Below are 24,370 nucleotides of genomic sequence, written 5' to 3'. Positions count from 1 at the left end.
GGTGGGTTGAGGCCGAAACCACTCCGGCCGACATGAAAAATATTACATTATTTATTAGCGAAAGTCGCGTGGCGACTGCCCTCCGGAGCGGGGCGAAGAGATGGTCCGACGCAGTTCGGGAGCGCGGGGCTCTCGGCTTCCGGCTACGCGATCCCCGTAGCGACCACCAGGGAGCATCGCCCATGCCGGGGCATGGGGGCCTACTTGCAGTCGCAGAGCAGCCTTCCGGCAGCGGCCGGGGGGCTGCTGCGCCGGTTTCACAGCCGTCGGCCGGACGGTTCGTGGCACGATCGCCCGCGGCCGCCTAGTCTGGTGGATGACTCTCTGTTGAGTGTCAATCTGCGATGGGGCCGACGGTGTCTCACCAGGCGTTCGCGTCTGTTTGCCGTCGGCCCCGTTCCGTTCCCCGCTGGCTTCTCCGTCGAGCGGGGACGCCGCCCCGGCTGGATGCCGGGGCGGCGAGGTGGTCACTTCCGGTCGTGCATGGCCTTCACGAGGTGCCAGCTGGCGGTGATGCGGTCGGCCTGGATCCGAGCGAAGTCGGTCTTCCAGTCCGCGAATTCCTCCTGCGCGTCGAACAGGACGTCGGAGCCGGTGATCCAGTCGATGAGAATCAGCCTGACCTGCGCCCGGAACGGCTCCTCCATGGGGAGGTCGTTCAGGAGTTCGCAGGTGCGGACGAGGCTCTCGCGGATCTCGGCGGTCCAGACGTTGCTGTCCAGCACGGCGGGAACCTCGATCGGGAGGGGCAGCAGCTTCAGCGCCTTGACCACCAGCCCGTAGGCGGCGATGAGGCGGAGGGTCGCGACCTCCAAGGGTCGGTTGCGGTCGTCCATCGTTCTCGCTTTCTGGAGTTTTCAATCTGCGGAACCGGTCCGGGGGTCTCACTCCCCGTTCCGACACTGAAAACAATACCACAGTTCTGTTTATGCATCCAGACGAGAGAAGGCTTTAGGTCATCACCTCTAAACAGAAGTGTGGTACATTAGGGATGTCAGGGAGAAGGAGTGAGACCCGGACCCCCGGCATCGCAGATTGAAAACTCAACAGTGTGGAGGATCCCGTGGGGAACCAGACATCTCACCACGTCGCGTCCCTGACGGTCCGGTTCGCCGGACCGCACGACGGAATCGTCGAGATCGTCGGATCGCTCGTCCAGGTAATGATCCCGGGCGCGGTCATCACGATCACCGACCACGAAGCGGCACGCGAGTTGTTCAAGACGTGGGTCGAGGCGCGAATCATCGCCCGGCGCACGATGAGCGACCGCGATGCGGCCAGGCTGTTCCGGATCGGCGCTCCATCGGTCCACGCAGCCGTCCGCTTCGAGAGCAAGCGGCTCGCGCCGATGATCTTGGGGAAGGCACCCGGCCAGAGCCCCAGCGGCTGCGGCCAAGTCATCGTCAAGATCGGGCAACTCGCGATCGTCTGCGACGACCGCGAAGCCTTCGAATCGCAGTACCGGCTCTGGCGTTCGGCCTTCGACATCGGCCGCGAGATCTGGCCGCTGATGCCGGTCGGGTGGTTCGAGCCGATCGCCGAATCCCGGATCACCGAACGGCTGTTCCAGCAGGGACGCCTCTGACGGCAAGCCGGGACGGGCATCCAGCCCGTCCCGGCTTCCGGCAGCACGGACTTATCCACACAGCCGCATTTCCGCCCCGCCGCCGGGCGGGACCGCACACCATGACGACCACCAGCGCCACTAGGAGGAGGTCCCCGATGTTCGAGCTTTGGCAGACCAATGAACCGGCCGCGAGACTCGCGGACGCACAGACCCTCGACGGTGCCCTCGACCATCTCGACACCGCCTGCCGGGTCCGGCACGAGCAGGCCGCTGCCAACGGCGAGGGCGCCTGCCACATGCGGCAACGTTTCGAGATCCGTGACGCCGCGGACCCGATCGTCTTCCTCACCTACACGCCGGACGCCGACCGCCCCTTCGAGAGCGTCGCCTCGGTGTTCCGTTCCGCCGGAGCAACGCCATGATCCCGCGCAAGCGGCCGGTGGTCGACGCGGCCGGCGCGGCATCCATGCTCGGCATGGCCTACCAGACGTTCCGGACCAAAGGCGTCGCGCACGAGCCCGGTTTTCCCGCTCCGGTGAACCCTGGGCGCCGGAAGCTGCTCTACGACCGCCAGCAGGTGGAGGCATTCCGGGACGGCCAGCCACTACCGGAACTGCCCGCGCCGGGGCACCCCGACGACCTCCTCGATGAGAAGGAGGCGGCTCAGGAGTTAGGGCTGGCGTACGCGACCGTCCGCAAAGACCGCAACGACGGCCGAATGCCACCGCACATCGAACTATGCGGGCTCCCCCACTGGCCCCGCCACGTGCTGCAGGGCATTACACGAGAACCACGCCGCTCACCGTGATCCCACACAGAACGGAGAAGCGACGACCATCGCCCGTGGCACCTGATCACACCCGCGGGTCGTGAACCAGCTCAAAACCAGACAAGGCACCGTCCGGGGCCCGCCAGGCGAAGAACTCTCGACCGGGCAGTTCAACGGGGGGCAGACCAGCTCCCTCCGCGATAGCGGCTGCGGGCATGCGGAGCGGGTCGCGGTGGTCGTGGAGCGGCGTGACAAGTTCTGCAGTATCACCGACGGTGAGCAGCACCCGGACGATGATTCGCTCAGGTTCAGTGGAGTCCATGGGGGTCCCTTCGCGGGCCTGGCAAGTGACGCTCGGTGATCGCAATATCGGAGTCTAGGGGCCCGGAGCGTCGTCTTTGTCCACCGAGACGATGGCCCTGGTGAGGTGCTCACGGCGCGGACACCCCGGCCCCGCGCCCGGCCCGGCTCTTGACACTCGGCCACCGACAGCTTTGTGCTCCGCTCAGCCTGGCTGCCCCTCCCCCCTCGTTGACTCTGTTCGTCGCCAACAGCCGGCAGGCGACCAGAGCACCGATCGTGCCGACCTGAGTGGGTGGTTCGAGCGCACTGCCCTTCCACCGCGCCTGCGGCCCACGCCAGAGATTGAGACGACATCGCAACGACGCGGAAAAGAGGCCGGGGGCCGTTGTGGCGCGTCTGAATTGGCGTGAGTGGACTGGACGAGGCACCCGCAGCTGCGCCGGACGCGTCGGCTGGGCGGGTACAGGGGCAGCGATGGCTGTGGTGGGTGGCGGCCGTGGCTGCGGTCGTGCTGCTGGTCGCCGTGCTGCTGGTTCTGTTGTGGCCGGCCACGACGTGGTGGGTCGAGCACGTTGACGGTGTGAGGCTGCACGGCAAGGGTGCGCTCACCGGCGCCGACCGGCAGGAGGCTCTTGACAAGGCCCGGGGCCGGATCACCGCGGTGGCGACCGGGCTGCTGGCGGCGGTCGCGATCTACTACACCGCCTCCAACGCCAGCTCGGCCCGGCAGACCGCCAGAGCGGCGCAGGAGAGCGTGCAGGCCGCGCTGCGGGCGGCCGACCACACCGACAAGGCCCAGCGCCGTACTCATGAGCTGACCGAGCGCGGCCAGCTCACCGACCGCTTCACCGCCGCCGTCGCCCAGTTGGGCGACACCAACCCCGCCATCCAGCTCGGCGGCGTTCACGCCCTGGCCGGGATCGCCGACGACGCCCCCGCACGTTCCGCCAGACGTGCATCGACGTCCTGTGCGCCTATCTGCGCCTCCCGTACGCTCCCGACCCCGGACCTCTGCCTCTGGACCAGCGCCCTGGCTTCCCCACCGACGCGGAGCGCGATGCCCATGACCAGCAGCGCATCGCCTACCGCGGCCTCCGCGAGGTACGCCACACCATCATCCGGCTCATCGGCAACCACCTGCGCCTGCCCACCGGAGACCCGCGCTCCTGGCAGGCCCACGACTTCGACTTCACCGACGTCGTCTTCGACGGCGGCGACCTGAGCGGCGCTCGCTTCACCGGCGGAACCGCGGCCTTCACCAACACCACCTTCACTCGCGACTTCAGCTTCCGGGATGCGGAGTTCTCCGGCGGCCATACCAGCTTCGAGCGGGCGACGTTCTGCGGCGGTCAGATGGATTTCAGGGGCGCCGCGTTCTCCGGCGGCTTGGTGGACTTCGGATACGCGACACTCACCGACGGCCACATCAACTTCGGGCAAGCGGAACTGTCGGGCGGCGTGATCAACTTCGAGCGGGCGGAGCTCTCCGGCGGACTGGTCAACTTCGTGGACGCGGAACTGTCCGGCGGCGTGGTCGACTTCGGGCAAGCGGAACTGTCCGGCGGACTGGTCAACTTCGTGAACGCGACACTCAGCGGAGGCCAGGTCAGTTTCGTGAACGCGAAACTCACCGACGGTGAGATCAATTTCGGGGGCACGACGTTCGCCAACGGCAAGGTCGACTTCGGGCTTGCATGGTTCTCCGGCACCGATGTTCACTTCCGGCGCGCGACCTTCTCCGGCGGCCAAGTCGGCTTCGCAACACCAATGGCATGGGAGCGTCCTCCCACAGGAATCCCAACCGATGCCGGGGGGCGGCCTCCTGCAGGTGTGTCACTGCCAGAGCCGAGCTGAGTTGTGGAGCCGGCGAGGATAACCGCGCCGCATGCCGGACACGGGGGTGTCAGCGCGGGACGCGTTGCGCGTCGCCGCGGCGGTGCCGACCGAACATGAGCCATGCCGTCTTGATGGTCTGCGGAAGCGGCCAGGGAAAGCCCAGACGGGCCGCCAGCCCTTTCCAGTCGGCCGCGCCAACGAGAGGTCGGCACGCATCACACGCGTACCAGCGGTCGCCGAACACCGCAGGCGAATCCCTGCCGGGGTGCGGCAGCTCGAAGGGCTCGGCCCGGAAGTACCACGTCGGCCTGGCGGCGCCGCAGAAGTCGCACGGCGCGACGTCAGGATCGTCGGTCAGCGTGGGGAGCGCGATCGCCGCGGGGCCTTCGCCGGCGCGGCTGTCGTCCAGGATGCGGAGCTGCCCGCGCATCATCATGAGCGCGCCCAGGAACGCCAGATCGGTTTCGGTGATGCCCGGCCGCCGCAGGTCGTTGGGGCCGACGGTGATGGCGGTCGTCATCTCCCGTGCCGCCGCCTCGATGCGGTCGAGCGCGCCCAACTCCAGGGCGGCATCGAGCTGGTTGGTCAGGGCGGCGAAGTCGTCGGCAGCGATGCCGAGCGCCTGGCAGTTGACCGCCGGCGTTCCCCGCAGCGCTTCGCGCAGCGCGGCCTCGCAGAAGCGGCCGAGGTCCTCCCAGACCTTCGCGATCGCGCGGAACGCGGAGTCGTTCGCGAGCGGGTCGGTGTCGGCCATGCGCCGACACTACCGGGGTTGAGGAACCTACGGACAGCCGTTAGCGCTGAGAATGATCTTGAGAGTTGGCCACTTGGAACGTTCGCTTCGTAACGTATTGGTCACTATGAGTTAGTCGCTGGTGGGCCGGGCCTACTTTGCGGGGCTATGCCTGCGGAGTTTCTGTCAGATGAGCAAAGAGCGGCGTATACGTCGTTCGTGGAGCTGCCGACACAGTCGGAGCTGGAGAAGTTCTTCTTCCTGGACGCGTTCGACCGGGATGTGATCGCTCGGTCGCGGGCCGATTCGCATCGCCTGGGTGTTGCCGTGCAGATCGCGACGGTTCGCTACAAGGGGCTGTTCCTGGCCGACCCTCTGGACGTGCCGTGGCCGGTGGTGGACTACCTGGCCGAGCAACTGGAGATCGGTGATCCATCCCAGGTCAAGAGGTACACGGTGCGTGCGCAGACGGCGTATGAGCACACGTGGATGATCAGGGACGCCTACGGCTTCCACGTCTTTGAGGACCGGGAGAGCTGGGAGGCGCGCCAGGTGTCGAAGCGGTTCCTGGCGTTTCTGCACGGGCGTGCGTGGACGCACGCGGAAGGCCCGACGGCGTTGTTCGATCAGTCGGTGGCGTGGCTGCGTCGGCATCGGGTGCTGTTGCCGGGGGTGACGGTGCTGGAGCGGCTGGTGGGTGGGGTGCGCGAACGCGCGGATGAGCGCATGTACGCGGTGGTGGCCCGCCAGGCCGAGCGGGCGGGAGCAGGGTTGCCGCTGGCGTTGGCGGGGCTGCTGGAGGTCCCCGACGGGGCGCGGGTCTCGGAGCTGGAGCGGTTACGGCAGGCGCCCAAGCGGCAGTCGGGGACCGAGATGGTGCGGGCGCTTCGACGGGTCGATGATCTGGCCGGGTTGGAGTTGGGCCGGGTGCAGGTGGGCAAGGTGCCGGTCCGGCGGATGAAGACGCTCGCCCGGTACGGGGCGGGGAGCAAGGCGCCGGCGCTGGCTCGCCTGGGCGAGCCGCGCAAGACCGCGACGCTGCTGGCGGTGACCCGGAGCCTGGAGGCTGAGGCGATCGATGACGCCCTGGACCTGTTCACCCTGCTGATGGCCACCCGGTTGATCTCTCCGGCGCGCCGCAAGTCGGCGGGCGAGCGGCTGGCGATGCTGCCGAGGCTGGAGCGGGCGTCCCGGCTGCTGTCGAAGGCGGGGCGGGTGCTGGTGGAGCAGCTCGACCTGGCCGCCGAGGTCGGCGCCGAGGTGGACGTGGCGGCGTTGTGGGCGGCGGTGACCGATCAGGCCGGCACCACCCGGCAGCAGGTGATGGCCGCGTTTGCGTCGGTGGAGGAACTCGTCCCGGTCGAGGAGGGCGCCGCGGAGGCGGCGCTGCGCGCGGCGCTGGTGGACAAGTACAGCACCGTGCGGCCGTTCTTGAAGCTGCTGGGCGAGTCGCAGGCCCTGGGCGCGGCGGCGGGCGGCCGCAAGGTCCTGGCGGCGGTGCGGCGGCTGCCGGAGCTGGCGCGCCGCCAGGTGTCGCGCAAGCCGCTGCTGCCGGGGGAGATCGACGCCTCGCTGGTGACCGCGGCGTGGAGGCGCCCGGTGTACGCCAATCCCGACCTGCCGGTCAGGGCGGTCGACCGCGACGCCTACGTGGTGTGCGTGCTGGAGGCGCTGTTTCGTGCGCTGCAGGTCCGGGACGTGTTCGCGGCGCCGTCCAACCGGTGGGCCGACCCGCGCGCGCACCTGCTGGACGGGCGCCAGTGGGAGGCGATCAGCGAGGACGTGCTGGCGTCGCTGTCGCTCACCGACCCGGTCGGCGACCATCTGGACGGCCGGGTCCTGGCACTGGACGCGGCCTGGCGGCAGATGGCCACCCGCCTGGAAGAGGCCGGCGATGACGCCCTGGTCCGCGTGGTCGCCCCACCAGAGGGCGCCGGCGGGCACGCCCGGCTGTCGGTGGAGAAACTCGGCGCGCTCGGCGAGAGCCCGTCGCTGAGGTGGCTGCGCGGCGCGTGCCAGGCGATGCTGCCGCGGGTCGATCTGCCCGAGCTGCTGCTGGAGGTGCACGCCTGGACCGGGTTCCTGGACGCCTACGTGCACCTGGCCGACATCTCCACCGGTATGAAAGACCTTCCCAGATCGCTGGTGGCGCTGCTGATCGCCGAGGCGTGCAACGTCGGGCTGACACCGGTGATCAAGGAAGGGGACCAGGCGCTGACCCGCGGTCGGCTCTCCCACGTGGACCAGAACTATGTACGGGCCGAGACCCACGCTGCGGCCAACGCGGTCCTGGTCCAGGCGCAGCGCGAGGTGCCGATCGTGGCGCTGTGGGGCGGCGGGCTGCTGGCCTCGGTCGACGGGCTGCGGTTCGTGGTCCCCGTGCAGACCATCAACGCCGGGCCCTCCCCCAAGTACTTCGGCTACAAGCGCGGGATCACGCTGCTGAACGCCGTCAACGACCAGGTGATGGGCATCGGGCAGATGGTCGTGCCCGGCACCCCGCGCGACTCGCTGTTCATCCTGGACACCCTCATCAACATCGACGCCGGCCCCAAACCCGAGGTGGTCACCACCGACCAGGCCAGCGACTCGGACATGGTGTTCGGGATCTTCTCCATGCTCGGCTACCGATTCGCGCCCCGCTTCGCCGACCTGGGCGACCAGCGGTTCTGGCGCGCCGACCTGCCTGATGGCACCACCCCCGGATACGGCCCGCTGGAGGCGATCGCCCGCAACAAGATCAACCGGCACAGGATCTGCACCCAGTGGTCGGACATGACCCGGGTCGCCGGCTCGCTGGTCACCAACCAGGTCCGCGCCTACGACCTGCTGCGGATGTTCTCCCGGGGCGGCCGCCCCACCCCGCTCGGGCAGGCGTTCGCCGAGTACGGCCGCATCGACAAGACCCTGCACCTGCTGGACATCCTGGACCCGATCGACGACGGCTACCGCCGCACGCTGAACAAGCAGCTCACCGTCCAGGAATCCCGGCACCGCCTGGCCCGCAAGATCTGCCACGCCGGAGGCGGCCAGATCCGCCAGCCCTACCGAGAAGGCCAAGAAGATCAACTAGCGGCGCTGGGCCTGGTCGTCAACGCCGTGGCGCTGTGGAACTCCCGCTACCTTTCCGCCGCCGTCGACCGGCTGCGCGCCCAGGGGATCCCGGTCAACGACGCCGACGCCGCCCGGCTCAGCCCGCTCGGCCACGCCCACCTCAACTGCCTGGGCCGCTACTCCATCGCGCCCTCGGCGCCCGCCGAGGGCCTGCGCGAACTCGGCGACATCCCCGCGGCCCCCGACCCCGGCGACCCGGCCGCCGGGGTCGGGCCGTAGGGCCCGTAGGGCCGGGCAGCCCAGGCCACGGGCGGCCCTCAGTCGTGGTCCGCGGCTTCGGCGGCCCGGGCCAGATACTCGCCCGTCACCGTTTTGCGCATGCTCCGCGAGCACCCAGGAGGCCCTGGGGCAGCAGCCGGCCGGCCATGGGCGGTAGCGGGGCCGGGGCGCGTGGAGTTCCCGGCAGGTCCCTCCTTCGCGCAACCCCTCTAGTTCTGCGGGAGACCCGCGCAGTGCCGAAGAACCTGAGCAAGGTTGCTCAGCGCCCGCACCGATGCGGTGTGCACAGCCGCTGCGCTGGTGCCCATGACCCGCGCGGCCGCGGTCGCGTCCAGCCCGAGCACCACCCGGAGCAGCAGCGCTTCGGCCTGGTCACCAGGCAGCGCCGCGATCAGCGCGATGGCCTGGTCGGTCGACACCTCACCCTCCGCCGCCCTAGGCGCCGGCCGCGGTCGTGAAGTACCCAGCCCTGCGGGCTGTAGCGGCCTTCGACCGCCGCCCGCATGGCCCGCGATCGCGGCGTCACCGGTCCCGGCGCCCCCCGGAACCGCCGGGACCGGAGCCCCTGTGGACAACCCCGAACGCGTCCTGCCACACCGGCCGGTTCACCAAGGTTCCCCGGCTGGCGAGGCTGCTGCGGGTGGCGGCCCCGGCCGACCGTGCGCCCGCAACCCCGTGGCGGCCCGGCACTCCGCCGCCGGCACCGGTTACCGACGACCGGCCGTCGGCCGACATCCGGATCGGGGTACGCCCGCTGCTCCTCACTCACCCAGGAAGTCCAGTCACATCTGGACGCGGGGCCCGGATGTCTTTCATGTGCCCCCTCCGAGTCGGCGCGGGCTCGTCCCCGCTCTTGCGGATCGGCCATTGTGTGGATATTGGGGGCGGGGCGGCATATGCCCGCGCCGCCCGGGTATCGGCGCCCGGCAAGAGCGGGGCTCCGGTCCTGTCTGAGCCGGAGGCGATCGCCGGCGCGTCCGGGGCGCCGCCTGGGAGGCTCCCATGGATGTGTCGGTCGTGGATGGGTTGAGGGCGGAAAGTGAACGGTTGGCCCGGGAGAACGCCTGGTTGCGCGGCCAGTTGGCGGCGCTCGGGGCGGGGAACCCGCCGCCTGAGTTGGAGCGGGCGTTCGGCTGGGTGGGCGGATGGCAGTGCCTGCGGGTTCCGGTGCCCGGCCGGTCGGCGCTGATCCTCATCGCCGCCGACCCGGTCGCTGCCGGCCCCGCCGGTGGGGTGCGGGGGGACGCGGCGGGGGAGGTGTGGCGGTACTTGCAGGCGGCGGAGCCGCCGGGCGGCCGGATCGGCCCGTTCGCGCGCGCCCGGATGCCCGGCCCGCTGCTGGGCTACCGGTGGGACCAGGACGGCGGTACGGCCATCGTCCTCAATCAGGACCTGTGTCGCGGCCGGCTGTCCCGGGCGGCGCGGATGCTGCGGTCCTTCGGGCGGAACTCCCCGCCCTGACCGGAGCCGGTCGGTCCGCGGCGCGAGCCGGCGTCGTCGGCTTCATGGCGGACGCTCACCCTGGCCCGCCGGGGGTGGCGTGCAGGTCGAAGATGACGTGGCGCAGTTCGGTGAGGGTGTCGTCCAGGCCCGCCAGCGCGGTGTGGACGCGTTGGGCGGCGTGCGGGTCGTGGATGCGGGCCAGCGCGCCGTGCAGTTCCAGGCTGACTGCGAACAGCCGGTGGGTGATCTGGTCGGCCAGTTCGTGAGCGACGCGGTGCGGGTCAGCGCTCAACTGCCGGGCCACCTCCCGTGCTGCGGCGTGGACCGCGGCGGGGTCGGGCCGGCCCCCCGCGCCGTCCTCGCTCCGAGCACGCCCAGGTTCGGGTGACGGGTACGCCATAGTCCTTTCAGCCCCTCTTGTCGGGAGGTGCGTGGATCATCCGGCATGGTGTACCCCGGGACGGCGGTACAACCACGCCCGCAATGCCCGGTTTGCGGTACCTGTACCGGGTGGCCCGGCGGGGAGGGTGGTCACACGGCCCTGAGGTGACGCCGCGGCTGGCCGGGCGGCTCCGGCCGGCGGGGAACCCGGCGGCCGGACAGGTGCCGGACATCGATGAGCAGCGACCCGTCCCCGCTGCGGCCGTGGGGCGCATCCCGATGGGCGCCGGCTGGGCCGATGCGGTCGCCGGTGTCGCCGGTCCGGACGGTGCCGACTGCGGTGACCTCCCAGCCGCCGCCCGGATCGTCCAGCCGGTCGGCGTGCACCGCGACCACCGCGCCGATGGCGTGCCGCATCGTGCGGGCCAGCCCGGCGCCGGGGGGCAGCTCGATGCGGATCACCGTGCCTTCGACGGTGAAGGGCACCGTCCGCACCGCGGGCAGCCCCTGCTCGGTGAACACCAGCCGGCCCACGCCCGCCGAGGCCAGCAGCTCTCTGGCCCGCCACCACCCGAGCGGTGCCGGGGACGACCCCGTTTCCTCCACGGGCGTCCGCGTGGCGGGCCGTGCTCTTGGCCACCGGTCGCCTGAACACATGCCTCCAGGCTCGCAGCTCCCACCAGGCCCTTTGAAGGGAAGAAGGTCCCTGCGGCCGGGCTCCCAACGGCCCCGGCAAGGGTCGATGCCCGCCCCCCGCTCCGACCGGCCCCTCCGCCCCGGGCTCGACGAGCTGCCGCTCAGGGTTTCAGCCGGGCGGCGAGCAGGGCGACGTCGTCTTCGAAGAGGTCGTGCTCACCGCCCTGCCGGCAGCGGGCCAGCAGGGCGTCGCACAGCTGCGGCAGGGGCCGGTCGGCGTGGCCGGTGGCGATACGAGCGGCTCCCCGCATGCCCTCGTCCAGCGTGTGGGCCCGGTCCTCGATCAGTCCGTCGGTGTGCAGGAGCACGGTCGCGCCGACGGGCAGCCGATGCTCGTGGTCGGGGCGGACGACGTCGGGATCGACCCCCAGCGGCGGCCCGACATCGGCCTCCAGGTATCGGGCGGGCTCGCCGGGGACGGCCAGCAGCGGCGGCAGGTGCCCGGCGCTGGCCCACCGCAGCTGCCGCCCTGCACCGTCGCCTTCCAGCCGCACCACGATCACTGTGGCCATCGGCCCGCCGTGCAACTCGTGCAGCGCCCGGTCCAGGCGCTGCAGGATCCGGCTGGGCGGCTCGCGCTGGTCGAAGGCGATCACTCGGAGCATGTTGCTGATCTGGCTCATCACCGTGGCCGCCCGCAGGTCGTGGCCCATCACGTCCCCGACCATCACGCACGGCACCCTGTCGGGCAGGTGGATGACGTCGTACCAGTCGCCGCCGACACTCGGCGCCTGGCTGGACGGCTGGTACCGGGCCTGCAGCTCCCACTCGTGCAGCTGAGGCATCTGCGGCAGCAGCCGCCGCTGGAAGTCCTCAGTGGCCGCGCGCAGCCGCGCGTACAGCCGGGCGTTCTCGATGCTCACTCCGGCCGCGCTGGCCAATGCGGACACCACCTCCTCATCCCGGTCGGTGAACGGCCCGTCAGCCTTGTCAGCCAGGTACAGGTTGCCGTAGACGGTGTCGCGGACCCGGATCGGCACGCCCAGCAGCGTGGTCATCACCGGATGTCCGGCAGGGAACCCCGCAGCGCGGGGATGGGAGGGCAGATCCTCCACCCGCAGCGGCCGCGGATCGCGTACCAGATCTCCCAGCAGCCCCGTCCCGTGCGGCAACTCGCCCACCCGTTCGGCGAACTGGTCGACCCCGAACCCCGAAGTGATCAACTCTGTGAACTGGCCCTGGTCGTCCAACACCCCCACCGCGGCGTACTGGGCCCGCACCAGCTCCCGCGCCGCCTCGACGATGGTGTGCAGCACCTCCTCCAGCTCCAGATGGCCGCTGATCGCCAGCACCGCGTTCAACAACTCCTGCAACCGGCCGTGCTCGGCCGCCAGCCGCTGCAGCCCGGCCTGAATCTCGTCCAAGTCGTCGCCGCCCAGATCCGGCAACCGCCCATCCCGCCCCGGCGGCCCTTCCCCACCCCGACCCGGCCCGGGCCCACCCGAAACCGACCGCCCAGCCACGCCCTCACCCCCCGATCACGACACCAACGGAAACAACGATCACCAAGGCCTACCCCAGACAGCGCCCCACACCCCCACCCGCCGGCCCCCCACCACCGCAAACACGCCACCGGAGGGGTTTCGCCAGAGATGTTACGCAGAGCTACCTTTCATCTGGTCGCGCGGACCCGAGTGGAGGGCCGACTGGTGGAGCACCCCTCCGGATCTCCCGGAGCCCTGTCGTCAGGGCGCCCGTCTACAGGGGACGGGAGAGAGAAAGGGGTGATGATCCGGTGAAGCATCGTCGTTCTCACCGCTTCTGGGAGAGGGTTTCGGCCCTCGCCAGCCTGGGGCGGTTCGCGGTGTCGCTCGCACGATTCGGCGTCCTACTCCCGAAGCTGACCCCAGCCCCAAAGTAGGGGTGTCGGTAAGAAACGCGTCATGAGCCCCAAACGGCGTTGATCTTGTTGTGATTTGGCTGGTCGATGCTGGGCGGCTATGGCGCACCCCCCGATGCACATCGACGAGCTTGTCGAGCACTGGACGGTTCTGGACGAGGAGCGTGAGCTGATCGCCGGGAAGCGTGGCGCCACGCGCCTCGGATTCGCGGTCTTGCTGAAGTTCTATACGCAGCACGGGCGCTTCCCGCGAGGACGTTCGGAGTTGGCCGACGAGGCTGTCGAGCATGTGGCTAAGCAGGTCCAGGTGCCCGCCTCGGAGTTCGGCTTCTACGAGTGGTCTGGTTCCACGATCGAGTATCACCGTGGTCAGATCCGTACCCACCTGGACTTTCGCGTCTGCACGACCGTGGACGCGGAGAAGGTCACGGTGTGGCTGGCCGAGAATGTCGCCCACGCCGAGCGCCGGCCCGAGCGGGTTCGTGAGGAGCTGCTCAAGTATCTGCGTGAGGAGCGGATCGAACCGCCGACCTCGGGGCGGATCTCTCGGATCGTGGCCTCGGCCTTGCACAACGCGGAGGTCACCTGGTCGGTGCGGATCGCTTCTCGGCTGAGTGCGGAGACCACCGGGCGCATCTGCGCCCTGGCCGGCATCGACGATGGCGTCGACGACGAGGACAGCGAGGATGAGGCGGCCGAGGCGACGGCGGAGGAGGACGACGGCGTTTCTGGGCTGCTGGCGCTGATCAAGTCGGCTCCGGGCAACGTGAGCCTGGAGTCGATGATGACCGAGATCCGCAAGCTGGAGGCGGTGCGTTCGATCGGGTTGCCGCTGGGGTTGTTCGCCGATGTGGCGCCCAAGGTGCTGGCGGCCTGGCGGGCTCGGGCGGCGGTGGAGGCTCCCTCTCACATGCGCACGCACCCGCGTGAGCTGACGGTGCTGTTGTTGGCGGCGCTGGTCTGCGAGCGGGAGCGGGAGGTCACCGACACGTTGGTGGAGTTGCTGATCGCGACCGTGCATCGGATCAAGGCGCGGGCCGACAGCAAGGTGACCAAGGAGCTGATCAACGCTTTCAAACGGGTGACCGGGAAGGAGAACATCCTGTTCAGGGTCGCCGACGCCGCGCTCGGTCGTCCCGACGATCCGGTCCGCGCGGTCATCTTCCCGGCCGTGACCGGCGGCGAGCAGACGCTGAAGGACCTGGTGCACGAGTTCAAGACCAAGGGCCCGGCGTACCGCACCACGGTGCAGACCACGCTGCGCGCCTCCTACACCAACCACTACCGGCGCGGGTTGATCGCGTTGCTGGACACCTTGGAGTTCAAGAGCAACAACACCGCCTACCAGCCGGTGATCGAGGCGCTGGAGTTGGTCCGCCGCTACGCCAAGGCGGGCAACACCACCTACTACCCGCGCGGCGAGCGGGTGCCTGAGCATCGCGGCACCGCCGGCGCCTGGGAGGACCTGGTGTTCAAGAGCGACAAGCGCGGCCGTCGGCGGGTGGTGCGGATGGTGTACGAGATCGTCACCTTCCAGGCACTGCGCGAGGCACTGCGCTGCAAAGAGATCTGGGTGGTCGGCGCGGACTCCTTCCGCGACCCGGAGGAGGACCTGCCCGCCGACTTCGCCGCCCGCCGCGCCGCCAACTACGCCGAGCTGCGCAAGCCGCTGGACCCCAAGGAGTTCATCGCCGAACTGAAGGCCGAGATGCGCGCCGAGTTGGAGGCCTTGGACACCGCGCTGCCCAAGCTGGACTGGGTGGAGATCTCCGGCCGCAAGTCCGGCGCGATCAAGCTGACGAAGATCGGCCCGGCGGAGGAGCCGCGGAACTTACGCAAGATCAAGAACGAGGTGAGCCGCCGCTGGGGCGCGGTCCCGCTGATCGACATGCTCAAGGAGGCGGTGCTGCGCACCGGCTGCCTGAACGCCGTCACCTCGGTGGCGGGCAACTCCACCCTGGGGCCCGAGGTCCTGGCCGAGCGCCTGATGCTGGCGATCTTCGGGTACGGCACCAACACCGGGATCCGGGCGGTCGCCGCCGGCGGCCACGCCCACAGCGAGGACGACATCCGCTACGTGCGGCGCCGCTACCTGACCCCGCAGGTCGCCGCCGACATCGCGATCGCCATCGCGAACGCGACCTTCACCGCCCGCGACACCGCGCTGTGGGGCGAGGCGACCACCACCGTCGCCTCCGACTCCACGCACGTGCGCGCCTACGACCAGAACATCTTCACCGAGTGGCACTCCCGCTACGGGGGCCGCGGCATCCTCATCTACTGGCACATCGAGCGCGGGTCGATGGTCGTGCACTCCCAGACCCTGCGCGCTTCGGCCTCGGAGGTCCACGCGATGATCGAGGGCGCGGTCCGGCACGGCACCGCCATGAAGGTCGAGGGCAACTACGTCGACTCGCACGGCCAGACCGAGATCGGGTTCGGCGTGACCCGGCTGCTGGGCTTCGACCTGCTGCCGCGCATCAAGCAGATCAACAAGGTCAAGCTCTACCGCGTCGAGAGCGGCGAAAGCGACCTGTACCCGCGGCTGGCACCGGCGATGACCCGGCCGGTCCGCTGGGAGGTGATCGAGCAGAACTACGACCAGATGATCAAGTACGCGACTGCGATCAAACAGGGCACCGCCTCCACCGAGGCGATCCTGCGCCGGTTCACCGAGGCCGCCTCCCACCCGGTCTACCAGGCCATGCTGGAGGTCGGCCGCGCGCAGAAGACCATCTTCATCGCCCGCTACCTGCGCCTGCGCGAACTCCAGCGGGAGATCCAGGAAGGTCTCAACGTGGTGGAGTCCTCCAACGGCGCCAACTCGGTCATCCTCTACGGCAAGGGCGGCGACATCGCCACCAACCGGCGCGAGGAACTGGAGATGACCGTCCTGTGCCTGCGCATCCTGCAGGCCGCGCTCGTCTACATCAACACCCTGATGCTGCAAGACGTCCTCGCCGACCCCCAATGGTCCAAACTGCTCAAGCCCGCCGACCGGCGCGGGCTGACTCCGCTGTTCTGGCAGCACGTCCAGCCCTACGGCGAGGTACGGCTGGACGTGGCCAAGCGCCTGCCGCTCGGCGGCCGGGCGCAGACCGCGCAAGCAGGCGCCGCCCAGTAGCGCCGAGACCACCCGCGGGGGCGGAATCGAGTGATTGCGCCCCTTGGCCGATCCAATCAGAATCCCGTGCTCGACCTGGCGGGGGGGTATTCCCTCAGGTGTGGAAAGTGATCTTGCTGGGGAGCAAGTGATCAGTGGGTGAAGCGCCCACGTTCTTCGGGGGGAGAACCACACGTCATGTCCGTGATCGACCGTGTCGACGACACCACTTCAACTACCGTAAGTGATCTTTCGGCTACCGTGACGGAGGTGAGTGGGCCCGAGCAGGACAGCACGCGCCGCCCGATCCGGGAACTGCTGGACGACCGGCTGCTGGACCAGCTGCTGGCCCGGTCCCGGGACGAGGCCGGCGGGCTGCGGCTGACCGGCGAGGGCTCGATGCTCGGCGACCTGGTCAAGGCCGTGCTGGAGCGGGCGCTGGAGGCCGAGCTGACCGCGCACCTGGGCTATGACAAGCACGCCAGCGACGGGTACGGGACCGGCAACTCACGCAACGGCAAGATCTCCAAGACGGTGCAGACCGGGGTCGGTCCGGTCCGCCTGGCGGTGCCGCGCGACCGGAAGGGGTCGTTCGAGCCGGTGCTGGTGCCCAAACGCGCCGGGCGGGTGTCGGGCGGCCTGGACGACATGGTCATCAGCCTGTACGCGCACGGCATGACGGTGCGCGACATCGTCCACCACCTCGACCAGGTCTACGGCACCCAACTGTCACCCGAGACCGTCTCCCGCATCACCGAGCAGGTGATGGACGAGGTCAAAGCCTGGCAGCGCCGCCCCCTGGACCCCGTCTACCCGGTGGTGTTCTTCGACGCGCTGATGGTGAAGGTGCGAGACAACCACGTCGTGCACAACAAGCCCGCCTACCTGGCGGTCGGGATCGACACCGACGGCGACAAACACGTCCTGGGCATCTGGGTCCCCAAAGCCGGCGACGGCCCGGCCGGCCCGCCCGGCACCAACCGGATCGGGGAGGGCGCCGCGTTCTGGCGCGGCGTGGTCGCCGACCTGCGCAACCGCGGCGTCCACGACATCCTCATCGCCTGCGTCGACGGCCTGACCGGGTTCGAGGACGCCATCTGCGCCGCGTTCCCGCACACCACCGTCCAATCATGCGTGGTGCACCTGATCAGAAACAGCCTGCGCCCCGTCCCGCGCAAGCACCGCGCCGCCGTCGCCGCCGAACTGAAGAAGGTCTACACCGCGCCCGACGCCGACGCCGCCCTGGACGCCCTCGCGGCCTTCGCCGACACCGACCTGGGCAGACGCTACCCGCAGGCAGTGAAGGCCTGGGAAACCGCCTGGGAACGGTTCATCCCGTTCCTGGCCTTCACCCCCGCCGTCCGCAAACTCCTCTACACCACCAATGCCATCGAGTCCCTGAACTACCAGCTCCGCAAGGTCACCAAGGCCCGCGGCCACTTCCCGACCGACGACGCGGTGGTCAAGCTGCTCTGGCTGGCCATCCTCAACATCGAGGACAAACGCGCACGCGAACGCGCCGCCAGAGCCGACCTGGACGGTGTCCGCGCCGGCTATCCGGCACGGCTCATCGAGGGCCAGAAGACCTACGGGTGGGCCGAAGCCCTCAACGAACTCGCCGACGCCTACCCAGACCGCATCCAGTAAAGACAACCAGACCCACAACAAGATCATCTTTACACACTTCGAGTTACAGGCTCCCTGGCGGAACGGGCCACCGATCTCGTCGGCGACCTGAACGCCGCCGGAGATGACGCCGTCCGCTCCCTCGTCGGGGATCGGGGTTTTAGGGGAGGCCGAGGCCTCGGGTGGCCAGGCGGGTGAGCCGGGTGACGGTGGTGCCGGTGTCGTCCAGGGGTTGCAGGAGGTGGCTGACGGTGAGGCGGACCAGTGCGTCGGCGGTCGCGGCGATGTCTTCGTCGTCCAGGCCGGGGGCGCGGGCGGTGATGTGCTGGCTGAGGACCTGGCCGGCCAGTGCGATGAGGGGCTGGGAGTCGGTGGTGACCAGGGGCAGCAGGGTGTCGCCGCCGCGGTCGCCGGACAGGATCGTGCGTAGCAGCGGGTTGGTGGCGCCCTGGTCGAGGGTGTAGCGGACGGCGGCCTCGATCGCGGAAGCGACGTCGTCGTGCGCGGCGACGTGTGCGGCGACGCCGTCGATGAAGCGTTCGGCTTCGCGGATGAGCAGGGCTTGGCCGATCTGGTCCTTGGAGGAGAACTCTTTGTAGAGGGTTTGGCGGCTGACGCCGACGGCCGCGGCGACCGCGGTCATGGTGACCGCCGACCAGCCCTGGTCGGTCATCAGGGCGAACGCGGCGTCCAGGGCGTCGCTGCGGAGTTGGTGGCGCACGCGGGTCTGGAAGTCGGCCGGGACGTGAGTGTTCACGCCGCCGACAGTAACAAGCCGGGTGTCCAGTGGCCGGACACCCCTCGACCCCCGCCGAGGACATTCCAACCAATGATGTGCGTGGCATTGACAAGTCGCGACTGATTGTCAAAGGTGGCGGGGTGAGATTCATCGACCGGCTGTGGCGGCGCCGCCACGCTCCGCTGGACACCCCGCCCAGTCTCCCCACCGTTGCGGGGCGGACCCGGTGGAGGAGGTTCGCCGCGGTCCTGGTTCCGGTCCTGGGTGTGGTCGCGGTGATGGTCGTCGGGGTGCTGCGCGGCGCGCTACCGGTCTCGGCCGGGTTGAAGGGCAAGACCAACATCAAACTGACCATCCAGCGGCTGTCCACCAACGCCGGCGGGTCCTTCCCCCGGTTCTTCCAGACCCGCGACGGCGACCGGCGCACCGTGGTCGCCCTGGCGCTGCGCGACACCTGGGCCGAGGGCATCTGCGCCTCCGGCAAGGTCTCCAGCCCGCTGGGCTCGCGGGTGCTGCGCATCACCACTCAACCCGGGCAGCGGCTCCAGCTCGATGAACTCCAGTTGGCCCTGGAGTCCATCGATGACGTCGAGGTCGTCGGGGGCGGGATCGCCCTGGGCCGCGGCGGCACCACTCCCGTCAAGGGCCTGGGCGACATCCCCGTCCAGACCGGCCCGCCCGGCACCCTGCCCATCACCGGCACCGACCTCAAACTGCGCATCCACGGCCAGGTCCGCTGGGTCACCGCCAGCGGACTCAAACTCGCCGGGATCGACATGACCATGGGAGGCGACGTCAAAGAATGCTTCTGAACGCCGCGACCCCGCTCACCGGCCGCCTGCGCAACCACTGGCGGCGCTGGCGGTCCTGGCGCCGCAGCCGGCCCTTCTGGGGCGGCCTGCTCACCACCACCGGCGGCGCGGCCATCCTGCTGCTGCCCGCCGACCTGTACACCGTGCTGTCGCTGCCCGGCACCGCGGGCCTGGCCGGGTTCCTGCTCGGCGGCATCATCACCCTCACCGGCCTGCTGCTGTGGTACCAGCCCCGCCACCACACCCTGCTCAGCGTCATCGTCCTCCTGGCCGCCCTGGCCTCCTTCCTCTACACCAACTTCGGCGGCTTCCTGATCGGCATGCTCCTCGCCCTCACCGGCGGCTCCCTCGCCTTCGCCTGGACCCCCGCCACCGAAGACGCCACCGAAGACGCCACTCGGCCTTCCACCGGAGACACCGAGCCGCCCTCCGGTGAACTTTCCACCCCGCAGCCGCACCACCCCCGCACCCCATAGGCCCCTGGTCCCGGCGGAGGCGCCCGCCGGGACCAGGTTCACACCACACAGCCCGCCAGGCCCCCGCAGACCGAACCCGGGGGCAGACCGAACCCGGGGGCGAACACGCCCGTGACGCGGTTCTGACCGGTACCCCTTGTGGCCGGAGGGGGTGCCCGGCATCCAGCCGCGCGCCTGCACGGCTTGCCGGGGTGCTCACACCGATGACCGCAACAACCCCGGTGTCCGCAAACCCCGGGCAATGGACTGGTTGACAGTCAGAACAATCGTGTTCTCTTCATTGACATAGAGGGCTTGAGTGTCAAATGGTGGGGGTATGGATGGGATACAGAGTCTGGTCTGGCGCGAACCGCTTCCCCCATCGGATCCACCCCACGCACCCCGATCACTGGCATGGAGGGCGGTCGGCGGCGAGGTCTGGGCGCTGGCCGTGCTGCCCGGCGGCCCGGCCGACCAACCGCAGCCCAGCGCGGTGATGAGCGTGTGCGCGGTGACGCTGACGCACCTGGGGTCGCTGATCGAAGCGCCGCTGCGGCTGCGGGGCATCTGGCTGACCTGGACGCAGTGTCCGGCCGCGGGCCCGCCCTACCTGCTGGTGGCGCGGCTGGCCTCCGTGGAGGCCGGACAGAGCTGGGCACGGCTCACCGCGACCAGCCCAGCGGAAGACTGCGTCTGGGAGGCCATCGGCCAATTCGACGACGGGACCCCCTCATGACATCCCCGAACGGCACGGCCCTGGGCACGGCGACCAGCGATCCGGCCGCCGAGCAGCTGTTCTTCGAGATCTTCCTGACCCCCCGCGACGACCCCTACCCGGCCTACCGGCGGCTGCGCGAGACCGCGCCGGTACTGCTCACCGGTGACGGCACCCTGGTCCTGACCCGGTTCGCCGAGTGCGACGCGGCGCTGCGGCACCGCTCGTTCGGCAAGGGCAACGAACTGGCGGGCTTCGGACTCCCCGGCGGCGCCGGCGAACAACAGCGCCAGGCCCAAGGGCGGCTCGGGCACAGCATGCTGTTCGCCAACCCGCCCGAGCACACCCGGCTGCGCCGCTCGGTCGGCTCGGTGTTCACCACCCGGCACATCCAGGACCTGCGGGCCTCCATCGAAGACCGCACCCGCAAACACCTCGGCCAACTCGCCCGCCGGTCCGGCGGCGACTTCGTCGACACCCTCGCCCTGCCGCTGCCGGTCAACGTGATCGCCGACCTGCTCGGCGTCCCCGAAGCCGACCGGATGGTGTTCACCCCGAAAGTCCGCCAGATGGTCGCGCTCCTGGAACCCGCCGCCGACCCCGAGGCCATCACCGCCGCCGCGGCGGCCGAAGCCGACCTCGTCGCCTACTTCACCGATCTCCTCGCCGCCAAACGAGCCGACCCGCACGAGGACCTGCTGTCGCGGATGGCCACCGCACCCGAGCAGGCACGCCTGTCGCAACAGGAGATGATCTCCACGTCGCTGCTGCTGTTCGGCGCCGGGTTCGAGACCACCACCAACCTGCTCAGCAACACCCTGCACGCCCTCCTGGACCACCCCGACCAGCAAGCCGCCCTGCGCGCCGACCCCGCCCTCATCCCCACAGCGGTCGAGGAGTTCCTGCGCTACGACTCACCCGTCCAGGTCGACGCCCGCACCGTCCTGCACGACACCGACTTCGCCGGCACCCACCTCAAAGCCGGGCAGGTCATCGTGATGCTCCTCGGAGCGGCCAACCACGACCCCGACCTCGTCGAACAACCCGACACCCTCGACGTCACCCGCCCCGAACCCGCCCACCTGTCCTTCGCCTCCGGCATCCACTTCTGCCTCGGCGCACACCTGGCCCGCCTGGAAACCCAGATCGTCCTGGAACACCTCCTCAGCCCCGCATACGCCGCCATCACCCGGCCGACGCAACCCCAACGACGCCCCGGCATCGCCCTGCGCGGCCTGGCCCACCTCCCCCTCACCCTCCACCCGTGACCCGGGCCGCGCCCTCCGCAACCCCGCGCAACGGCGCGGCCAGCCCCTGCGCTGCCCGCCCAAAATCCAGCAACCTGCTCACCATCCGCGCCAAGGCCGGCCACCCACGACCGGCCCGGCCCGCCGTCTCCGGCATCAGCGGCCGGCATCAACAGTGAGGGCGGAGCGGAGTGCGGGTGTGAACCGTGTTCTACCCGGGGGTTCCCTGCCCGTGGATGACGCGGTGGATGGTGGAGCGGCCGACGCTGTACTCGGTCGCCAGGTCGGCCAGTGACACCTCGCCCTCGGCGTAGCGGCGGCGGATCGACCGCCGCGCGGACTCGGGCAGTTTGGGCTGCTTGCCTTTGAGCTTGCCGTTCTTTTTGGCCAGCGCCATGCCCTCGCGGGTGCGCAGGTGGCCCAGGTTCGCCTCGAACTCGGCGACCATCGCCAGGGTCTGCAGGAACAGCCGGCCGAACGGGTCCCTCCAGTCGTAGACCGACCCGCCCAGCCCGAACAGCACGCCGCGGTCGGACAGGTCGGTGAGGATCTGGTTGGCCTCGGCCATGTTGCGGGCGAACCGGTCGAACTTGGTCACGGTGAACACGCTGGCCGGCCACACCGCGGCGAGGGCCTGGTCCAGACCTCCGCGGTTGCGGCGGGTCGTCCCGGAGAAGCCCCGATCGATGTAGATCCGATCGGCCGGGACACCGAGCGCGAGCAGCTGCTCGGTCTGGACGACGACGTCCTGCTCGTCGGTGGAACAGCGGGCGTACCCGACCCGGATCGTGCCGGGAGCCGTAGCGTTCGCGGCGTTCACGCGCTCAAGTGTTCCGGATAGGGCCCCGTCACCGGGACAGTTCGCGGAACACTCTTACGGAACACCTCGACCTGGGGCACCGCCCCGGCTGGCCGGTGTTCCGGTGAGGGATCCCCTAACGGAACACTCACCCCAAAGATCATTCTCAGCGCTAACGGCTGTCCGCAGGTTCCTCAACCCCGACTACGCGACATCGGGCGCCCCCCCGTCGGCGCGGTTGCGTACCGATCGCGGGCGGCCGCGCCGAGGCGCTCGACGGCGCCCACCCGCACGTCTGCGGATCAGCGGCCTGCTGCCGGGCGATGGCGCCCCCGCCCCGTCCCGCGCGGGGGCGCGCCTCGCTGGTGGCGAGCAGGCCCGTCAGGTGCGGCTGTACTCCGCGCGCAGCTGCGCGAGCGCGGCGTCGACGCGGTAGGCGGCCTCGTGCAGGCCGGTGAGGTAGCGGTTCCTGTCGTCGGCCTGCCGGAACTCGTGGTCGGGGTCCCAGGCGCCGGACGCGTGGTTGAAGACCGTCTCGCCGCTGGTGAGGTACCAGGACTCGGAGTCGACGCCGAACCGCTGGATCCTCACCACCAGCGCGGAGTTGTAGCCGCGGCCGCCGCGTGCGGTGGTGTTGCCGTCGACCGTGTACTGGGTGATGTGCTGCTCGGTGAGGTCCATCGCTGGTCTCCCCTACTGGGTGTTGTGTCCATCGTCTCTGGCCTGGGGCGCGCCGGTCGCCCGGCGGCTCACTCGTCCGGCTGGTCCTGCTGCCGGGCGAGGCGCTCGGCGCGTTCGGCGTCGGCGCGCTCTTCAGCCCGCTGCACCTGATCGCGCAGCTCGGCGATCCGCGCGTCGGTCTGGGCGCGCAGCGCGTCTAGGTCGGCGCGGGCCCGGTCGGCCTGGTCGTCGGCGGCCTGCCGGGCGGTCTGCGCGGCGGCGGCCTGGGCGCGGTGCTCGGCGACCTGCCCGGCCAGCTCCCGCGCGCGCTCGTCGGCCCGCCGGCGGTCCTGCTCGGCGGCCTCGACCTGCTGCTCGGCCCGCCGCGCGGCGGCGGCCGCGCGCTCGTCCGCAGCGGCGGCGGCGCGCTGCTCGGCGTCCCGCTCGGCGGCGGCGGTGGCGGCGGTCTCGGCCAGCTCCCGGTTCCGCCGGACGAGGTCCTTGTTCTCCTCGCGCAGCTCCCGGTTGTTCTTGGCGATCTCCTCGGCCTTGACGCGTGCCTCGCGCTCCTTGTCCTTGAAGTAGGCCTCCGAGGTCTCCGCGCGGGCGGCGCGCGCCTCGGCCGCGACCGCGCGCTCGGCGGCCGCGTCGGCGCGGTCCTGGGCGGCCTCGACGTCGCGGCGGCGCCGGTCCTCGGCGTCGCGGGCGTCCCGCTCGGCCCTGCGCTGGGCGTCCAGCGCGTCCTGCCGCGCGGTGATGGCCGCGTTCATGCGCTGTTCGGCGGCGTCCCGGGCGGCGACGGCTTCCCCGCGCTGGCGGTGGGCCTCGGCGGCGTCCGCGTCGGCCTTGTCGGCGCGCTCCTGCGCGGCCTGGACGCGGCCGTCGGCGACCTGCGCCACCTTCTCGGCGGCCTGGGCATGGGCGCGCAGTTGGTCGAGCAGCGCGTCGATGGCCTCGACCACCGGCTCGGCCAGCGCCCCGTACTGGTCGAACCGCGCGGCCAGCTCGGCGTCGGCGGCCGCCAGCGTCGCGGTGCGTTCGGCCATGGCGAGCTGCTGGCAGGTCTTGTTGCCCTGCTTGGGCCAGCGGCGCGGGGTATCGGCGGTGCCGCAGTACTGCCGGCGGCGGCCGCGGCCGCCCTGCACGACGGGACGGCCGCAGGGACGGTAGGCGCACCGCTGCCCGTCGGCGACGGCTGACGGGTCGGCGGGCTGCCCGGCGGGCGCGCTGATGTCGGACGCGGGCTCGGACGCGGCGGGCCCGGAATCGGAGGTCGTCATGGCTCACCACCCTACCGAATTTTTCACAAGAGA

At 70.4% G+C, this 24,370-nt stretch carries 24 protein-coding genes and 1 pseudogene; 14 read left to right on the top strand and 11 right to left on the bottom strand.

What is annotated here, in order from left to right:
* Positions 1 to 467 precede the first annotated feature (467 nt).
* Entirely contained in the window at positions 468 to 836 is a 369-nt protein-coding gene (locus AB0C78_RS16505) for a hypothetical protein (RefSeq protein ID WP_360747952.1), read from the bottom strand.
* A gap of 215 nt (positions 837 to 1,051) precedes the next feature.
* On the opposite strand from AB0C78_RS16505, the gene AB0C78_RS16500 reads away from it, so the two are divergent.
* The 3 genes from AB0C78_RS16500 (at position 1,052) to AB0C78_RS16490 (ending at position 2,375) form a co-directional block, all read left to right on the top strand.
* Entirely contained in the window at positions 1,052 to 1,585 is a 534-nt protein-coding gene (locus AB0C78_RS16500) for a hypothetical protein (protein ID WP_360747949.1), read from the top strand.
* Positions 1,586 to 1,722: 137 nt separating this feature from the next.
* Positions 1,723 to 1,989, top strand: coding sequence for a hypothetical protein (locus AB0C78_RS16495; RefSeq protein ID WP_360747946.1), 267 nt, complete (start codon positions 1,723 to 1,725; stop codon positions 1,987 to 1,989).
* Positions 1,986 to 2,375, top strand: coding sequence for a hypothetical protein (locus AB0C78_RS16490; protein ID WP_360747943.1), 390 nt, complete (start codon positions 1,986 to 1,988; stop codon positions 2,373 to 2,375). Before AB0C78_RS16495 ends, AB0C78_RS16490 begins: the two co-directional genes overlap by 4 nt.
* 46 nt (positions 2,376 to 2,421) lie before the next feature.
* On the opposite strand, the gene AB0C78_RS16485 is transcribed toward AB0C78_RS16490, so the two are convergent.
* The gene (locus tag AB0C78_RS16485; protein WP_360747940.1) at positions 2,422 to 2,658 is read right to left on the bottom strand and encodes a hypothetical protein; all 237 of its coding nucleotides are present in this window, start codon (positions 2,656 to 2,658) and stop codon (positions 2,422 to 2,424) included.
* 477 nt (positions 2,659 to 3,135) lie between these two features.
* Here AB0C78_RS16485 and AB0C78_RS16480 point away from each other — a divergent pair, with 477 nt between their 5' ends.
* The 3 genes and pseudogenes from AB0C78_RS16480 to AB0C78_RS16470 all read left to right on the top strand — a co-directional run bounded on the left by AB0C78_RS16480 (position 3,136) and on the right by AB0C78_RS16470 (position 4,493).
* Positions 3,136 to 3,861 carry a hypothetical protein gene (locus AB0C78_RS16480; RefSeq protein ID WP_360747937.1) on the top strand — a complete coding sequence of 242 codons (726 nt, stop codon included), beginning with the start codon at positions 3,136 to 3,138 and terminating at the stop codon, positions 3,859 to 3,861.
* Positions 3,858 to 3,917: pseudogene (locus tag AB0C78_RS16475) on the top strand (hypothetical protein); the annotation flags it as partial. The gene AB0C78_RS16480 and the pseudogene AB0C78_RS16475, both read left to right, overlap by 4 nt.
* A gap of 75 nt (positions 3,918 to 3,992) precedes the next feature.
* Complete coding sequence (locus tag AB0C78_RS16470) at positions 3,993 to 4,493, top strand: hypothetical protein (RefSeq protein ID WP_360747934.1); 501 nt, start codon at positions 3,993 to 3,995, stop codon at positions 4,491 to 4,493.
* Positions 4,494 to 4,542: 49 nt separating this feature from the next.
* Here the strand turns inward: AB0C78_RS16470 and AB0C78_RS16465 are convergent, their stop codons facing one another.
* The gene (locus AB0C78_RS16465) at positions 4,543 to 5,229 is read right to left on the bottom strand and encodes a hypothetical protein (RefSeq protein ID WP_360747931.1); all 687 of its coding nucleotides are present in this window, start codon (positions 5,227 to 5,229) and stop codon (positions 4,543 to 4,545) included.
* Positions 5,230 to 5,376: 147 nt separating this feature from the next.
* On the opposite strand from AB0C78_RS16465, the gene AB0C78_RS16460 reads away from it, so the two are divergent.
* Positions 5,377 to 8,541 (top strand): Tn3 family transposase, encoded by a 3,165-nt coding sequence (locus AB0C78_RS16460; RefSeq protein ID WP_138637869.1) that lies wholly within the window; start codon positions 5,377 to 5,379, stop codon positions 8,539 to 8,541.
* 209 nt (positions 8,542 to 8,750) lie between these two features.
* Here AB0C78_RS16460 and AB0C78_RS16455 read toward each other — a convergent pair whose 3' ends face one another.
* Entirely contained in the window at positions 8,751 to 8,960 is a 210-nt protein-coding gene (locus AB0C78_RS16455; protein ID WP_240807865.1) for a sigma factor-like helix-turn-helix DNA-binding protein, read from the bottom strand.
* A gap of 628 nt (positions 8,961 to 9,588) precedes the next feature.
* Here AB0C78_RS16455 and AB0C78_RS16450 point away from each other — a divergent pair.
* The gene (locus AB0C78_RS16450; RefSeq protein ID WP_301175878.1) at positions 9,589 to 10,002 is read left to right on the top strand and encodes a hypothetical protein; all 414 of its coding nucleotides are present in this window, start codon (positions 9,589 to 9,591) and stop codon (positions 10,000 to 10,002) included.
* A gap of 55 nt (positions 10,003 to 10,057) precedes the next feature.
* On the opposite strand, the gene AB0C78_RS16445 is transcribed toward AB0C78_RS16450, so the two are convergent.
* The 3 genes from AB0C78_RS16445 to AB0C78_RS16435 form a co-directional block, all read right to left on the bottom strand.
* Positions 10,058 to 10,276, bottom strand: a complete 219-nt coding sequence (locus AB0C78_RS16445; protein WP_171069410.1) for a histidine kinase dimerization/phosphoacceptor domain-containing protein — start codon at positions 10,274 to 10,276, stop codon at positions 10,058 to 10,060.
* Between the two features lie 239 nt (positions 10,277 to 10,515).
* Positions 10,516 to 10,971 carry a pyridoxamine 5'-phosphate oxidase family protein gene (locus AB0C78_RS16440; protein WP_171069411.1) on the bottom strand — a complete coding sequence of 152 codons (456 nt, stop codon included), beginning with the start codon at positions 10,969 to 10,971 and terminating at the stop codon, positions 10,516 to 10,518.
* Between the two features lie 191 nt (positions 10,972 to 11,162).
* Positions 11,163 to 12,425 carry a GAF domain-containing SpoIIE family protein phosphatase gene (locus AB0C78_RS16435; RefSeq protein WP_360747924.1) on the bottom strand — a complete coding sequence of 421 codons (1,263 nt, stop codon included), beginning with the start codon at positions 12,423 to 12,425 and terminating at the stop codon, positions 11,163 to 11,165.
* Positions 12,426 to 13,001: 576 nt separating this feature from the next.
* On the opposite strand from AB0C78_RS16435, the gene AB0C78_RS16430 reads away from it, so the two are divergent.
* Positions 13,002 to 16,025 carry a Tn3 family transposase gene (locus AB0C78_RS16430; RefSeq protein WP_138641310.1) on the top strand — a complete coding sequence of 1,008 codons (3,024 nt, stop codon included), beginning with the start codon at positions 13,002 to 13,004 and terminating at the stop codon, positions 16,023 to 16,025.
* Positions 16,026 to 16,310: 285 nt separating this feature from the next.
* A complete protein-coding gene (locus AB0C78_RS16425) occupies positions 16,311 to 17,651 on the top strand; it encodes an IS256 family transposase (RefSeq protein WP_138642364.1) in 1,341 nt (446 codons plus the stop codon).
* Between the two features lie 139 nt (positions 17,652 to 17,790).
* On the opposite strand, the gene AB0C78_RS16420 is transcribed toward AB0C78_RS16425, so the two are convergent.
* Positions 17,791 to 18,387, bottom strand: a complete 597-nt coding sequence (locus tag AB0C78_RS16420; RefSeq protein WP_138641309.1) for a TetR family transcriptional regulator — start codon at positions 18,385 to 18,387, stop codon at positions 17,791 to 17,793.
* Positions 18,388 to 18,509: 122 nt separating this feature from the next.
* Between AB0C78_RS16420 and AB0C78_RS16415 the strand changes: the two genes are divergently transcribed.
* The 4 genes from AB0C78_RS16415 to AB0C78_RS16400 all read left to right on the top strand — a co-directional run bounded on the left by AB0C78_RS16415 (position 18,510) and on the right by AB0C78_RS16400 (position 21,619).
* Positions 18,510 to 19,181: a DUF6230 family protein gene (locus tag AB0C78_RS16415; protein WP_138641308.1), complete on the top strand. Its 672-nt coding sequence runs from the start codon at positions 18,510 to 18,512 to the stop codon at positions 19,179 to 19,181.
* Positions 19,172 to 19,657: a DUF6114 domain-containing protein gene (locus AB0C78_RS16410; RefSeq protein WP_138641307.1), complete on the top strand. Its 486-nt coding sequence runs from the start codon at positions 19,172 to 19,174 to the stop codon at positions 19,655 to 19,657. The genes AB0C78_RS16415 and AB0C78_RS16410 overlap by 10 nt, the downstream gene beginning before the upstream one ends.
* A 316-nt stretch (positions 19,658 to 19,973) precedes the next feature.
* Positions 19,974 to 20,372 (top strand): hypothetical protein, encoded by a 399-nt coding sequence (locus AB0C78_RS16405; RefSeq protein ID WP_171069428.1) that lies wholly within the window; start codon positions 19,974 to 19,976, stop codon positions 20,370 to 20,372.
* Positions 20,369 to 21,619 carry a cytochrome P450 gene (locus AB0C78_RS16400; RefSeq protein ID WP_301175875.1) on the top strand — a complete coding sequence of 417 codons (1,251 nt, stop codon included), beginning with the start codon at positions 20,369 to 20,371 and terminating at the stop codon, positions 21,617 to 21,619. The genes AB0C78_RS16405 and AB0C78_RS16400 overlap by 4 nt, the downstream gene beginning before the upstream one ends.
* 190 nt (positions 21,620 to 21,809) lie before the next feature.
* Here the strand turns inward: AB0C78_RS16400 and AB0C78_RS16395 are convergent, their stop codons facing one another.
* The 3 genes from AB0C78_RS16395 to AB0C78_RS16385 form a co-directional block, all read right to left on the bottom strand.
* On the bottom strand, positions 21,810 to 22,418 hold the full coding sequence (locus AB0C78_RS16395) for a recombinase family protein (RefSeq protein WP_240808530.1): 609 nt from the start codon (positions 22,416 to 22,418) through the stop codon (positions 21,810 to 21,812).
* A 360-nt stretch (positions 22,419 to 22,778) separates the two neighbouring features.
* Positions 22,779 to 23,078, bottom strand: coding sequence for a hypothetical protein (locus AB0C78_RS16390; protein ID WP_360747917.1), 300 nt, complete (start codon positions 23,076 to 23,078; stop codon positions 22,779 to 22,781).
* Positions 23,079 to 23,146: 68 nt separating this feature from the next.
* Positions 23,147 to 24,337 (bottom strand): hypothetical protein, encoded by a 1,191-nt coding sequence (locus tag AB0C78_RS16385; RefSeq protein ID WP_360747914.1) that lies wholly within the window; start codon positions 24,335 to 24,337, stop codon positions 23,147 to 23,149.
* Between the last annotated feature and the right edge of the window lie 33 nt (positions 24,338 to 24,370).

Source organism: Actinomadura sp. NPDC048394 (assembly GCF_040651755.1).
Classification (GTDB): Bacteria; Actinomycetota; Actinomycetes; order Streptosporangiales; family Streptosporangiaceae; genus Spirillospora; species Spirillospora montaniterrae.
This window is presented reverse-complemented; position numbering and strand designations above follow the sequence as displayed.